Here is a 12,064-nt window from a genome sequence, read left to right as displayed (position 1 = left end):
TGCAAGTCCTTAGAAAGGAGAGGAATAAGTGAAAATACGTAAAGCAATCATTCCTGCAGCAGGACTTGGAACGAGATTTCTCCCGGCAACGAAGGCATTGCCAAAGGAAATGCTCCCGATTGTGGACAAACCGGCTATCCAATATATTGTCGAAGAAGCAGTTTCATCGGGGATAGAGGATATTATTATCATAAGCGGACGGAGCAAGCGTTCTATCGAAGACCATTTTGATAAATCCTATGAGCTTGAAGAAACCCTTTATAAAAAAAATAAGCATAGCCTGTTAAGGGAAGTCCAGAAAATATCGCAGCTGGCAAATATTCATTATATCCGCCAAAAGGAGCCGAAGGGTCTCGGTGATGCCATCTATTGTGCCAGAAGCTTCGTCAACAACGAGCCTTTTGCTGTCTTGCTCGGTGATGACATTGTTAAGTCCAGTGTACCCTGTCTGCAGCAGCTAATCGGTGTATTCAGCCACTATCAGTGTTCTGTTGCCGGAGTCCAGCAGGTAGCAGAGGAAGAGGTTTCTAAATACGGTATCATCAAACCGAAAAACAGAAGCTTACAAGATGATGTTTTCAGTATCGAAGCATTAGTAGAAAAGCCGAAAAAGGAATTGGCTCCTTCCAGGATGGCTATCATGGGGCGATATATTTTAACACCGGGAATTTTCAGCATTCTTAAAGATCTGCCCCCGGGGTCTGGCGGGGAAATTCAGCTGACTGACGCCCTGAATATTTTAAACAAAACAGAAACAGTACTGGCCTTCGATTTTCAGGGGCAGCGTTATGATATCGGAACAAAGGCCGGGTTTATTCGGGCGACAATTGATTTTGCTTTAGACCGTGATGATCTCAAAGCTGAAATTTCAAGCTATCTAAGAAAACTTTCAGCAGAAGATAAATTACAATAGATCTGGGTTTCAAGTGGGTTTTTGACGGTTGCAGATTGGGACCGGCTGCCATACTTTATAGAAAATCGCCTTTCTGGAGGCGTACAGGCAGAAGTTGATTCGGGGTGAAGAGATGAATGTAGGAGTTATTGGAGCCGGTTATGTCGGAATTACCACAAGCGTGGCATTTGCCAAATACGGTCATAAAGTGCTTGTTATGGATCAGGATGAGTCAAAAATCAGCATGATGAAACAGAATAAACTTCCCTTTTTTGAAAAAGGGATAGAAAGTGAGTTTCAGCAGCTTTCATTAAATGGATACCTCCGTTTTACAAGCGATTTGAAAGAGTGTGTGACTGAGAGTGAATTTATTTTCATAGCAGTAGGCACACCTTCGTCCCATAATGGAAAAGCAGATTTATCCTATGTAGAAGCTGCTGCCAGATCGATTGGCCGCCTCTTAAATGATTATAAAGTCATTGTCATCAAAAGCACCGTTCCTGTCGGCACAGGAAACCATATCAAAAAAATAATTGAGAATGAACTTGCTGAAAGAAACAAAAACATTTCTTTTGATATTGTCTCGAATCCTGAGTTCTTGAGAGAAGGAAAGGCTTTAGAGGATGCCCTTCGTCCTGAAAGAATTGTTATAGGATGCGAAGCGGGCCCATGCCAAACGGCCATGGAAGGATTGTATAAGGATGTGCCGTCCATTCTATTATTTACATCAGTAAGAGACGCGGAGATGATTAAATATGCTTCAAATGCTTTCTTGGCGGCTAAAATATCCTTTATGAATGAACTGGCACGATTATGTGAAAAAACAGGAGTAAACATTAATGAAGTCGCAAAAGGCATGGGCCTGGACAGCCGGATTGGCCCTCAGTTTCTTAGAGCCGGTATAGGGTATGGCGGTTCCTGTTTTCCTAAGGACTTAAAGGCGCTGCTCGCCATTGCCTCAGAAAAGAAAATCCCCATGAACATACTCACCGCTGTTTCAAACGTTAACGAAACCCAAGCTGATTGGTTTATGGAGAAAGTAACAGACGCTCTAGGGTCTTTGAGCGGGAAAAAAATCGCCTTGCTTGGACTTACCTTTAAACCTCAAACAGATGATATCAGGGAAGCATCCTCACTCAGAATCATTGATTTCCTCTTGAGAAAAAAAGCCATCCTAACAGCTTTTGATCCTAAAGGAACTGAAAATATGAAAAAAATATATCCGGCGATCTCCTACACAGCTTCCCCTTTAGAAGCAGTTACGGAGGCCGAAGCCATTTTAGTTGTTACAGAGTGGGAAGAAATAGTAGAAATGGATTGGAAAGAAGCAAAAGTGCTCGCGTCAGGAAATCATTTATTCGATGGACGCAATGCACTGGACCCTTCAGCAATGACAAAAATGGGTTTTATATATCAGGGGGTCGGCATAAGTTCATTTTAAACCTAGAAGGAAAGGAGCTTAATGGATGCACCATAAGAAGAATCCTGTTTTTATTACCGGGTGTGCGGGATTTATCGGCTTTCACTTATCTAAGAAGCTGCTTGAAGAAGGTCTCCACGTACTGGGATTGGATAATATCAATGACTATTATGACCAGGACCTGAAGCAGGCAAGGCTTGAACAATTAATGAACTTTTCCGGTTTTTCTTTCATAAAAGGATCCCTTGATGACCATCAGCTCCTTGACTCCCTCTTCAGCCAGCATAAGCCCCGAATTGTTGTAAACCTGGCAGCCCAGGCTGGTGTCCGCTACAGCCTGCAAAATCCGCATGCGTATATCCAATCCAATGTGGCAGGTTTTATGAATGTATTGGAATGCTGCCGTCTATATAATATTGAACACCTTCTCTATGCTTCGTCCAGTTCTGTTTACGGCAACAGTAAAACCATCCCCTTTGCTGTGGAAGATCGTACCGATGAGCCAGTCAGTTTATATGCAGCAACGAAAAAAGCTAATGAGCTGATGGCATACACATACAGCCATTTATATAATCTCCCTGCAACCGGCCTCAGGTTTTTTACTGTTTATGGACCATGGGGCAGGCCTGATATGGCGTATTTCAGTTTTGCAGAAGCGATCATGAAAAATGAACCTATTGAAGTTTATAATTATGGAAATATGAAAAGAGACTTTACGTATGTGGATGATGTAACAGAATCAATCTGGAGGTTAATGGAGAATGGACCTGAGAAGACTAGGCCATACAGACTCTATAATATCGGCAACAGCCAGCCTGTGCGGCTGGATGATTTCATCAGTGTCCTGGAAGAAAAACTGGGCATGCCGGCAATAAAAATCTTAAAGCCGATGCAGCCGGGAGACGTGCTAGAAACCTTTGCCAAAGTTGATGATCTGGAGAAGCTGATTGACTACAAGCCTGGAACAGCCATTGAGGAAGGGCTGGAGAAGTTTGCCGATTGGTATAAGGAATATTATCAGGTTGAGCCGGATGCAAAGAACCCCTGATTTTGATATCCGGGGTTCTTTTGCAGGCCGCAGCCATTATTAAAAAAAGCTGATTTACTTAAGGATGCCATATTTTTTCAAGGCATACCCGATTCCATCCTCACTGGATTTCAGGGTCACAAAGTCAGCAATTTCTTTCAGTCTGTCCGTTCCATTGCCCATAGCAATGCCAAGTCCGGCCAGTTCAAGCATATCAATATCATTGTTCCCATCCCCAAATGCAATCATCTCTGATGGCTCAAGCTCAAAGAATTCCAGCACTTTCATAATGGCCAAAGACTTGGATATTTCCTCTTGGAGCACATTTGCTATAAACGGATGCCATCTTTGAAAAAACAGATGGGGGAAAGCGTGGATGTATTTTTCCATCATTTTCTCATTTGCGTACAGACACATCAGAAAAACTTCCTGTTCATGGATATCAGAGTAAAATGGCGGGTAATCGGTGAAGGCCAGGGTTTCCTTCAATATCTGCAGAATTTCTTCACTCTGAACGCCGTTTGTGCTGAATTCTTCTGTGAAAAAGGATAAACCATGATTTTCAGCCTGAGAAAAGGCTGCTACATCACGGATAACCTGCTGATCAAGCGTGACTTTATGGATGACCTGATCCAGGTGCTTTACATAACCGCCGTTTGCAGTCACAAATGTATCTATGCCAAGCTCCTCAAGCTCCCTGCACAAAGAAAGGGGCCTGCCGGTAGCAGCAGCGACCCTTATTCCCTGCTTTTTGAGCCTGAGGATAACTTCCTTCGTCTGTTCTGATATGCTGCCATCTTCATGATGAGTAATTGTCCCATCCACATCAAAAAATACAATTTTATAACTCATAAGAACCTCCGCGCGATAATAGATATCAGTCTATAAGTTTATACATATGGACATTAGCATTGTCTAAGTTCATTAAAGAGCTGCGTAAAGAACATTTTAACATTTTTAAAAAATTATGTTATTATTTGGCCATTGTTCTATCACACAAAAGAGGAATTGTCCGCTGCTGTAAAACGAATCGAAAAGAAAAAATGATTTTGTCAGAGTATTTCGTCTGTTATGAAACTAAAACCCAGCCAGCATCGTATTACAGATAAGAGAAAGGGGGAAGCGGTTTGATATATATTTTGATTGGCATTTTAATATCCATCCTTGGTGTAACAGCTTCGCTATTATTTGGGATCTTGGAATATGCCCATTTGGTGACCGGGGCCATTGGCCTGCTGTTCTGGGGAACTTCCGTCCTTATTTCAGGCATCATTATGGGACCTCATCGGTTTAAAGCCGATTTGCATGTGGAAGAACCGCCAGAGCAGAGAAAAAAGCGCAGAAGAACAGCGGCTGCCTCTATTTTAATAGGACTCCCGAATATTGCTGCAGCACTTCTTCTTTATATGGCCAGATGAAAAGGACCTGTGGAGAAGGTCCTTTTCACTTTTCTGGATGATTAAATTTCATTTCCTCGCAGTTCCTCTGGTTATCTCTGCCCATTCTTCTCTACATAATCCAGTATCCGTTCAAGCTGTCCGTCCTGTCCAGAGATGATATCTTTCCTGGTCTTTTCTATTTTTACATTTGGTTCAACGTATGGGAGGCGTCTTTTAAGTATTTAACAAATAGAGAAATATCTGTAAAATTAGTAAATGACATTCAGAGGGGGGAACTACATGTTTAAGGAGCTTGAGACAGAGAGATTAACGCTAAGGGAGATTGTGATGGAGGATGCTGCAAGCCTGTTTGGGTATTTTTCGAGAAGTGATGTTGTACGCCATTACGGACAGGATGCTTTACAGCGGGTAGAACAGGCGGAAGAAATGATTCGTTTTTTCCAAAAGATCTTCAGCGAAAAAAGAGGAGTCCGGTGGGGAATCGAAGTAAAAGAAACTAATCAGCTGATAGGCACCATCGGATTTAACTCTTGGCTTCCCAAGCACCATCGCGCTGAAATAGGCTATGAGCTCCATCCTGGCTTTTGGGGGAAAGGATATGCTTCAGAGGCGGCAGAAATGGTCATTGCTTATGGTTTTGAAGAAATGGATCTGTCCAGGATCGGAGCAGTCGTTTTTCTTGAGAACGAAGCATCAAATAAGCTCCTTTGCAGGCTGGGTTTTGAGAAGGAAGGTGTGCTGAGGGACTATATGTATCAGGATGGAAAGCCAAATGATACATATCTATATTCTCTTTTAAAAGAAAAGCGGTAATCATAAAAGAGAAGTATATACGAAGATAGAAAATTCTGCTATTATGAAGGTTCCCAGTAAATAACTGGACCATTTTGTTAGAGGAGGCGTTCATTATGCAAACAACCGCAAGAAGACAGCATAACAGCACAGAGGGGATTACGGCTTCTTAACATAATAGTCCAGCGTATCCCCTAAGGATGAAAGGGGAAAATAATGATTACATTAGAAGAAATCAATGAAGAAAATTGGTATGATTGCTGCCAGCTGAAGGTAGCCAGTGACCAGGAGGCTTATATAGAGTCTAATGCAGTATCGATCCTGCAGTCTCATTTTGAACAGACCTTAAGAGCTTATGCCATCTTTTATAATGGAAAAATGGCAGGCTTATTGATGTACAATACGGTTCCGGAAGAAATGGATTCTTTCTGGATATATAGAATTATGATTGATTCCAGTTTGCAAGGGCAAGGAATAGGCAAAGCAGCCACGCTTCTGATGATTGAGAAAATAGCACAGCTGCCAGATGCCCAAAGCATAGCTGTCGGCTATCATCCTGACAATCTGGCTGCACATAACTTGTATGCAAGCCTTGGTTTTATTGATAAAGGAGACAGATTTGGCAGGGAGATGGCTGTTGTAAAAGAACTTTAAGAAAGGAGCCCTTTATGGGCTTCCTTTTTTTGTCGGGAGGAAAAAAAAAACAAGTGTTGAACAGAAGGAAGGGTTCCAAAAGATTAAGATCCAATCCACTTTTACCAATCAAGACGGCAAGGAAGTGCTGCTCGCTGCAAGTCATGGAATTATTCGCGAGGGATAGCCATAATGATTTAGCCTTCTATCATGGCAAGATAGGGTATTTCTTTGCCTTCTACAATAGCGATCATAATAGGTGTGTCTGTTTCATATATTTTTGTCCCGGCCGGCAGTTTATTGGCCGTCCCGTTTTTGAAGCCAAAAGGCCGGTCTGATTGACTGGTGATTTCACCTGCTTCTTCTTCTAGTGAATATGTCAGTTCGGCGACCCAATCGAGATCTTCGGCATTGGAGTAAACAATATCTTCAAATAAAAAAATATCAGCTTCATCTTCCTTGAGAAAGTCTTTTGGCTGGGGATTTCCATTATTTGCGCAGGCTGCGAGCAGGAGAACAAGAAACATAATCAATCCAGGTAAAATGTTTTTCATAAAGTTAGCTCCCTTGTTATTTTTTCACAGCTAAGTTTAAAAAAGGGTGAAATTTCTGTTAAGCTTAATCATTATAGAAATCTTGCAAGGAGTGCCTGGATGTGAAAAAAAGAAATCCTTTGCTGCTATTATATATGCTGGCTGCTATTCTGGCAGGCTGTTCAGCTGAACAAGTTTTGTCAGTCGGGAAACCTTTCATTGAAAATGGAGTCGAAGGGGTGCGCTTTAATACTGATATAAAAGATAAAGAGCAAATCCAGCAGCTCCGTTCTTTGAATGACGAATTGACAGAGGAAAAGTCACCTGGAGATCCGCAAAGAGCAGCAGATACGGCTTTTGTTATAAAGCGACCAAAAGAGGGTGTTGCTGAGATATTTGCTTATATATGGTACAAAGAGGACGATACAGCGATCCTTAAAGAAGGAGAACATTTTTTTCTTGCCGATAAAGAGCAGACTGGAAAATTGAAGAAACTGCTGGGTCAGCAATAAGTATATACTTCCCTTTATAAATAAAATAACTGTCAGGCTGATCATGATGACAGAAAGAAAACAGCGGAACTAGGTAAAAATTGTGTTTGCAACCGCTGGTTTTAATTAGCCCTTATCAGAAATTTTTTCGGCTGCAATTTTCATAAGCAAATTTTTGCTGTTTTCTCCGATGGAACCTTTCTTGCGTCTTCGATTTACCATTGTTTTATCTCCTGCAAATTATATTATTTATAATATACCGGAATAGTCAATATATTATGAAAGATTACCCAACACTCAAAGAATAAATTTACATGGCAGTGTAACAATAAACAAAAGGGGTGACGACTATGAAAACAAAGGATAATTTTCTCGAAGGGGCCAAGGTTACGAATGACGGCCAGACCTTTGGCTCGAATAATAGTAAAGGCATTAAAGCAACAGGAGATTCACCAAATGATAATGTAAAGAAAAAGTAAACGAGAAAGCCGGGAACAGGTGTCCCGGCTTTTCGTTTTCATCAAGCATTAGTATATTCATCTAACCAAAAAATGTGCATAAAGCTGCATTATGTTTGTCCAAGCCTTTCAGTCCTGCCTGCCATAGTATATTGAGAATACTATCAAAGGAGTGATGAAAATTGAAAAGCCACGAAAATTGTTCTCCTGGCTTGGACATAGATATCATAGAACAGTTCACTTTTTTTGCAAGTGATAAAACCCTTGGGCGATTGCTTGAAAAATTAGCGGATAGATCCATCAATATTGCGGCCATCATGCTCACTAAAGATAAAAGCCTAAAAAATTTTGTCAGGTTTGTGCCTGGCGGCACGAACAGCCAAACAAAAGAAACACTGCGCTCTGTAAGGAAGATCCTTAATAGCCTTCATATCTATTTTAAGCAAGAAGCGGTTATCGCTATTACCAATATTCCAGCAGGAGTGCCGGGTACCTTAAACGAAATATATGGCACCCTTTGGTGCCGAACAGAGGTAAAAGCCTTATACAACGGAGAAAATGATTCTCTCTACATTACAGTATCCAATTTGAGAAAAGCACTTGAGGCCCTGTCCCAAAAGCATATCCGGCGCTGCAGTACGGAGTGCACCTGCTTTGAATGAGTGGGTATGCTTGCTGAAGTTTTTCCTTGCTTTGATGTATAAGTATTTTTAAATACATTGAAATACCAATATTGTGTAGTTAACCTCTCAAAAACCTATAATTAAATGAACTTTGTAAAAAAGAAAGGAAATGTGTGAGAGTACCTATATAAACGTGTGACCTTGGATCCCGCCGTTAATCAGGCGGGATTCTTAGTGATAAAAAGCCGGTGATTCTACAAATATACATATATTAACAAGCGTTCAACTGCTTCTTCAAATTTTTATTCTAGTTTATCAGCGGCAGAAAGGGGAAATGAATACTACGGATACATAGTGAAGAGCTGCACAATATAAAAAGCATGCTTTTTTATGTATTGAGACTATTATTCACAAAAAAGGAGTGCTGGAGAATGTCAAACCCTGAAAATCCGCTGAAGCAATATTTTAATGGAGATTTCCCGAAGCAGTATCAGGAGCCGCCAGGGGTCCAGAATGAGATGAAGGATCCCCAGCCTGATTGCGGTGAGAAAAGCTATAAAGGAACTGGGCGTTTGAAGGGGAGGAAAGCGCTGGTGACCGGCGGTGATTCCGGGATTGGCCGTGCTGCAGCCATTGCATACGCACGGGAAGGCGCCGATGTTGCAATCAACTACCTTCCTGAAGAACAGAAGGATGCAGAAGAGGTCAAAGAGCTGATTGAAGCGGAAGGCCGCAAAGCTGTCCTGATCCCGGGTGATTTGAGCGATGAGTCATTCTGCAGGGACATGATCGGACAGGCCCAATCAGAATTGGGAGGCCTTGATGTGCTGGCTCTTGTAGCCGGTAAGCAGCAGGCTGTTGAGAAGATCGAAGACCTTTCAAGCGAACAGCTTCGCAAAACATTCGAAATCAATGTTTTCTCCCTATACTGGACTGTACAGGCTGCACTTCCGCATCTGCCCGAAGGAGCTTCAATCATCACCACTTCTTCCGTACAGGGATATAACCCTAGTCCGAACCTGCTGGATTATGCCGCTACAAAGTTTGCCATCAACGGCTTCACGCGCGGGCTGGCAAAACAGGTAGCGCCGAAAGGAATCCGTGTGAATTCTGTGGCACCAGGGCCAATCTGGACGCCGCTGCAAATCTCCGGAGGCCAGCCGCAGGAAGTCATTCCGACTTTTGGCCAGGACACACCGCTTAAGCGCGCCGGACAGCCGGTCGAGCTTTCAAGCGTGTATGTGTTCCTTGCTTCAGAGGAATCAAGCTATGTGACTGCGCAGGTATATGGAGTCACTGGCGGGATTGAGCTTGCATAAGTGAGAAAACCAACCATCCTATTCAGGCTGGTTGGTTTTTTTTGCGGCTGAAGGCTTCCCGGCTATCTTAATAATATATGCCCTCTGCAGAAGCGGCGATAATGCATACCCTAAAAATACCCCAAGCAGGTTAAGAATAAGATCATCGATATCCAGGCTGCCGCGTCTGCTCAGGAATTGAGTGATTTCAATGGCCGATATAGATGCAATAGGAATAACCAACAAGGTAAAGAAAGATTTCTTTTTCATAAGGAAAATGAGAAATACGCCAAACGGAATGAACAGTATTACATTTGCAGCTAAATTGTAAAAGGCGACAAGAAAGTCAACCCGCCCGGCCAAATAGAATTCGATTGTGCTGAATGGCTCTAAATTATAGCTTGCATAAGCATTATTGCCCGGCCTGAAAAAAAGCAGGACGAGGAGGCATGCGCTATAAAGGGCAAAAGCGCTCAGGACCAGGTACTTGTTCAATAGAAGCTTTTGATTGCGTAAGAGCAGACCCGCCGTAATGGTGATAACTGTTATGATTGCCCATACAACAATCAGCGCGAGCGGATGCAGATATTTGATAAGATTGCTGATGAATGGCAGTGATAAAAGAAAGAAGAGCTGTGCAGCGGCAATACTGCCGATTATAGTGCGGGACATAATAGATTTCACCTTTTTTAAAGTTTCACAGATAATAGAATCATACACTGATAAAGGGGCAGGGAACAAATGAAAAATGCCCATTTTGCGTGCCTGGCACGGTAAATGGACACTTTCGCTGAATTTGTTCTTTTCGAAGGGACATATACAACTATTCTGCTGCATCTGCCTCCCTCATGATTTCAGCATAAAATGTGATGGCGTTCAGATAGTTTTCTATTGAGATATGCTCATTGGTGCCATGCATCCGGTTCAGGTCTTCAGAGGTAATGTGGACAGGCAGGAACCGGTATGTGTTTTGGGAGACAGGGTCATAATGCTTGGCGTCAGAGCCGGCGAACATCAAGTATGGGGCAATAACAGCATCTTTATAGACATTCCTTGCTGCCTGCTGCACTGTCTTGAACTGCCAGCTGTCTATGCTGGAAACCTTGGAAGCTTCGCTGCCAGTGACGGTGACCTTAATCTCATCATCTTCGATTGTATCTTCAATGAAAGATTGGATGGAATCAAGTGTGTCTCCCGGCATGACCCGCAAGTTGATGATTGCTTCTGCTTTTTCAGGCAGGGCATTGTATTGCTCCCCAGCCTGAAAAATAGTCGGAGCGATCGTCGTGCGGATGAGGGCGGCGGAAGCTGGCTGCTGCAGGAGTATCCGCTCAATGACAGGCTCGAAGATCAATTTATTGGCAAACACGTATTTCATCAGAAAACTCATTTCCGGTGCAGTGAAATCAAATAGGTCCTCGCCGGGGCCTTTCAAATCGCCCTTGAATTGTTTATCCTCAAGCTTTGCAATCGCGCTGGATATACGGCCTATATTGGTATGGTCCTTCGGCTGCGAGGAATGTCCTCCGCTGCCTTCTATCGACAGGACGGCAGTAGCAGAGCCTTTCTCAGAAATCCCTACAACTCCAACAGGCTGAGTAATGCCTGGTACCATCCCATCCACGATGGCGCCGCCTTCATCAAGGACAAATTCAAATTCTATTCCCCGGTTTTTCATAGTGTCAGCGATGGCAAAGGCCCCTTCGTCCCCGCCGATTTCCTCATCGAATCCAAACATAAGATAGATGTCCCTCTCAGGCTGATAATCTTCGGAAAGCAGGTGCTCTACTGCTTCAAGAATGCTGATGACGCCGATTTTGTCATCCAGCGTCCCGCGTCCCCAGATTTTTTCTCCCTCAACCTTCCCGCTGAAAGGAGCTTGTTCCCAATTATTTTCCGTTCCTGAAAGGACTGGCACCACATCATAATGGCTCGTCAGGCCGATTGGATTCTTCCCGGTACTTCCTTTCCATTTGTACACGAGCGCATAAGAATTTATTTTTTCAAGCTCCAGCTCCTCATGGATGAGTGGATAGCTTTGTTCCAGAAATGAAATAAACTTGTCAAATTCCTCCCAGTCAAATTTGTTTCTGTCCTGGTAAGAAACCGTTTTGTATGTAACTGCTTCTGATAAATGCCCGACAGCAAGATCTTCATCGATCCTTAGGACTGCTTCTTTCGGTTCTGGCTGCCGGGATTGTAGCATCAGTGTATTAAAGCCGGTCACAGCCACAAACAGCAGAAGCAGACCTCCGAAGATCATAAGACTGATTTTCCTTTTGCTCATATATTTCCCCCTTAGTTTTTTTGTCTCCTTTTATTATAAAATAGTTTGTTGAATTTTCGGAAAAATTTTCTTGTACTATTGTATTTCGTTAAAGTAATCTATATGTGGGGTTGAGCTTTTTACTTTCTATGATAAAAAGGAAAAAAGCACTAGGAACTGTAAGCATACAGCATCGTAATATACGTCGTTAGTAAAAATATGAGAGTCTAT

At 42.7% G+C, this 12,064-nt stretch carries 14 protein-coding genes; 10 read left to right on the top strand and 4 right to left on the bottom strand.

Going from position 1 to position 12,064, the window contains the following annotated elements:
• The first annotated feature begins 28 nt into the window (after positions 1–28).
• The 3 genes from galU to AC4E8B_RS13355 all read left to right on the top strand — a co-directional run bounded on the left by galU (position 29) and on the right by AC4E8B_RS13355 (position 3,360).
• Entirely contained in the window at positions 29–913 is an 885-nt protein-coding gene (gene galU, locus AC4E8B_RS13365) for a UTP--glucose-1-phosphate uridylyltransferase GalU (protein WP_490213877.1), read from the top strand.
• Positions 914–1,025: 112 nt separating this feature from the next.
• A complete protein-coding gene (locus tag AC4E8B_RS13360) occupies positions 1,026–2,333 on the top strand; it encodes a UDP-glucose dehydrogenase family protein (protein ID WP_490213876.1) in 1,308 nt (435 codons plus the stop codon).
• 25 nt (positions 2,334–2,358) lie between these two features.
• Complete coding sequence (locus tag AC4E8B_RS13355; RefSeq protein WP_490213875.1) at positions 2,359–3,360, top strand: NAD-dependent epimerase; 1,002 nt, start codon at positions 2,359–2,361, stop codon at positions 3,358–3,360.
• A gap of 54 nt (positions 3,361–3,414) precedes the next feature.
• Here the strand turns inward: AC4E8B_RS13355 and AC4E8B_RS13350 are convergent, their stop codons facing one another.
• On the bottom strand, positions 3,415–4,191 hold the full coding sequence (locus tag AC4E8B_RS13350) for a Cof-type HAD-IIB family hydrolase (protein WP_490213874.1): 777 nt from the start codon (positions 4,189–4,191) through the stop codon (positions 3,415–3,417).
• A 275-nt stretch (positions 4,192–4,466) separates the two neighbouring features.
• Between AC4E8B_RS13350 and AC4E8B_RS13345 the strand changes: the two genes are divergently transcribed.
• From AC4E8B_RS13345 to AC4E8B_RS13335, 3 genes are all read left to right on the top strand, one after another.
• Entirely contained in the window at positions 4,467–4,757 is a 291-nt protein-coding gene (locus AC4E8B_RS13345; protein ID WP_490213873.1) for a DUF5316 family protein, read from the top strand.
• A gap of 261 nt (positions 4,758–5,018) precedes the next feature.
• Positions 5,019–5,552 carry a GNAT family N-acetyltransferase gene (locus AC4E8B_RS13340; protein ID WP_490213872.1) on the top strand — a complete coding sequence of 178 codons (534 nt, stop codon included), beginning with the start codon at positions 5,019–5,021 and terminating at the stop codon, positions 5,550–5,552.
• A gap of 195 nt (positions 5,553–5,747) precedes the next feature.
• The gene (locus tag AC4E8B_RS13335; protein ID WP_490213871.1) at positions 5,748–6,185 is read left to right on the top strand and encodes a GNAT family N-acetyltransferase; all 438 of its coding nucleotides are present in this window, start codon (positions 5,748–5,750) and stop codon (positions 6,183–6,185) included.
• Between the two features lie 176 nt (positions 6,186–6,361).
• Here the strand turns inward: AC4E8B_RS13335 and AC4E8B_RS13330 are convergent, their stop codons facing one another.
• A complete protein-coding gene (locus AC4E8B_RS13330; protein ID WP_490213870.1) occupies positions 6,362–6,718 on the bottom strand; it encodes a hypothetical protein in 357 nt (118 codons plus the stop codon).
• 101 nt (positions 6,719–6,819) lie between these two features.
• Between AC4E8B_RS13330 and AC4E8B_RS13325 the strand changes: the two genes are divergently transcribed.
• The 4 genes from AC4E8B_RS13325 (at position 6,820) to AC4E8B_RS13310 (ending at position 9,588) form a co-directional block, all read left to right on the top strand.
• On the top strand, positions 6,820–7,209 hold the full coding sequence (locus AC4E8B_RS13325; RefSeq protein WP_490213869.1) for a hypothetical protein: 390 nt from the start codon (positions 6,820–6,822) through the stop codon (positions 7,207–7,209).
• A gap of 329 nt (positions 7,210–7,538) precedes the next feature.
• Positions 7,539–7,667, top strand: a complete 129-nt coding sequence (locus AC4E8B_RS13320) for a hypothetical protein (RefSeq protein WP_490213868.1) — start codon at positions 7,539–7,541, stop codon at positions 7,665–7,667.
• Positions 7,668–7,828: 161 nt separating this feature from the next.
• Positions 7,829–8,308, top strand: coding sequence for a hypothetical protein (locus AC4E8B_RS13315; RefSeq protein WP_490213867.1), 480 nt, complete (start codon positions 7,829–7,831; stop codon positions 8,306–8,308).
• Positions 8,309–8,700: 392 nt separating this feature from the next.
• Positions 8,701–9,588 carry an SDR family oxidoreductase gene (locus AC4E8B_RS13310; protein WP_490213866.1) on the top strand — a complete coding sequence of 296 codons (888 nt, stop codon included), beginning with the start codon at positions 8,701–8,703 and terminating at the stop codon, positions 9,586–9,588.
• An 18-nt stretch (positions 9,589–9,606) separates the two neighbouring features.
• On the opposite strand, the gene AC4E8B_RS13305 is transcribed toward AC4E8B_RS13310, so the two are convergent.
• Both AC4E8B_RS13305 and AC4E8B_RS13300 read right to left on the bottom strand, forming a co-directional pair.
• The gene (locus AC4E8B_RS13305; RefSeq protein WP_490213865.1) at positions 9,607–10,239 is read right to left on the bottom strand and encodes a VanZ family protein; all 633 of its coding nucleotides are present in this window, start codon (positions 10,237–10,239) and stop codon (positions 9,607–9,609) included.
• A gap of 151 nt (positions 10,240–10,390) precedes the next feature.
• Positions 10,391–11,854: a M20 family peptidase gene (locus AC4E8B_RS13300; RefSeq protein ID WP_490213864.1), complete on the bottom strand. Its 1,464-nt coding sequence runs from the start codon at positions 11,852–11,854 to the stop codon at positions 10,391–10,393.
• Positions 11,855–12,064 lie beyond the last annotated feature (210 nt).

This window comes from Bacillus sp. SRL543 (assembly GCF_984799205.1).
Note: the sequence above shows the minus strand (reverse complement) of the source record. Positions and strands in the feature narration are given on the sequence as shown.

Excerpts from the sequence above, each read along its gene's own strand:
- AC4E8B_RS13355 (WP_490213875.1), top strand. The coding sequence starts at position 2,359 with ATGCACCATAAGAAGAATCCTGTTTTTATTACCGGGTGTGCGGGATTT.
- AC4E8B_RS13340 (WP_490213872.1), top strand. The coding sequence starts at position 5,019 with ATGTTTAAGGAGCTTGAGACAGAGAGATTAACGCTAAGGGAGATTGTG.
- AC4E8B_RS13360 (WP_490213876.1), top strand. The coding sequence starts at position 1,026 with ATGAATGTAGGAGTTATTGGAGCCGGTTATGTCGGAATTACCACAAGC.
- AC4E8B_RS13335 (WP_490213871.1), top strand. The coding sequence starts at position 5,748 with ATGATTACATTAGAAGAAATCAATGAAGAAAATTGGTATGATTGCTGC.
- AC4E8B_RS13300 (WP_490213864.1), bottom strand. The coding sequence starts at position 11,854 with ATGAGCAAAAGGAAAATCAGTCTTATGATCTTCGGAGGTCTGCTTCTG.
- AC4E8B_RS13320 (WP_490213868.1), top strand. The coding sequence starts at position 7,539 with ATGAAAACAAAGGATAATTTTCTCGAAGGGGCCAAGGTTACGAATGAC.
- AC4E8B_RS13330 (WP_490213870.1), bottom strand. The coding sequence starts at position 6,718 with ATGAAAAACATTTTACCTGGATTGATTATGTTTCTTGTTCTCCTGCTC.
- AC4E8B_RS13350 (WP_490213874.1), bottom strand. The coding sequence starts at position 4,191 with ATGAGTTATAAAATTGTATTTTTTGATGTGGATGGGACAATTACTCAT.
- AC4E8B_RS13305 (WP_490213865.1), bottom strand. The coding sequence starts at position 10,239 with ATGTCCCGCACTATAATCGGCAGTATTGCCGCTGCACAGCTCTTCTTT.
- AC4E8B_RS13310 (WP_490213866.1), top strand. The coding sequence starts at position 8,701 with ATGTCAAACCCTGAAAATCCGCTGAAGCAATATTTTAATGGAGATTTC.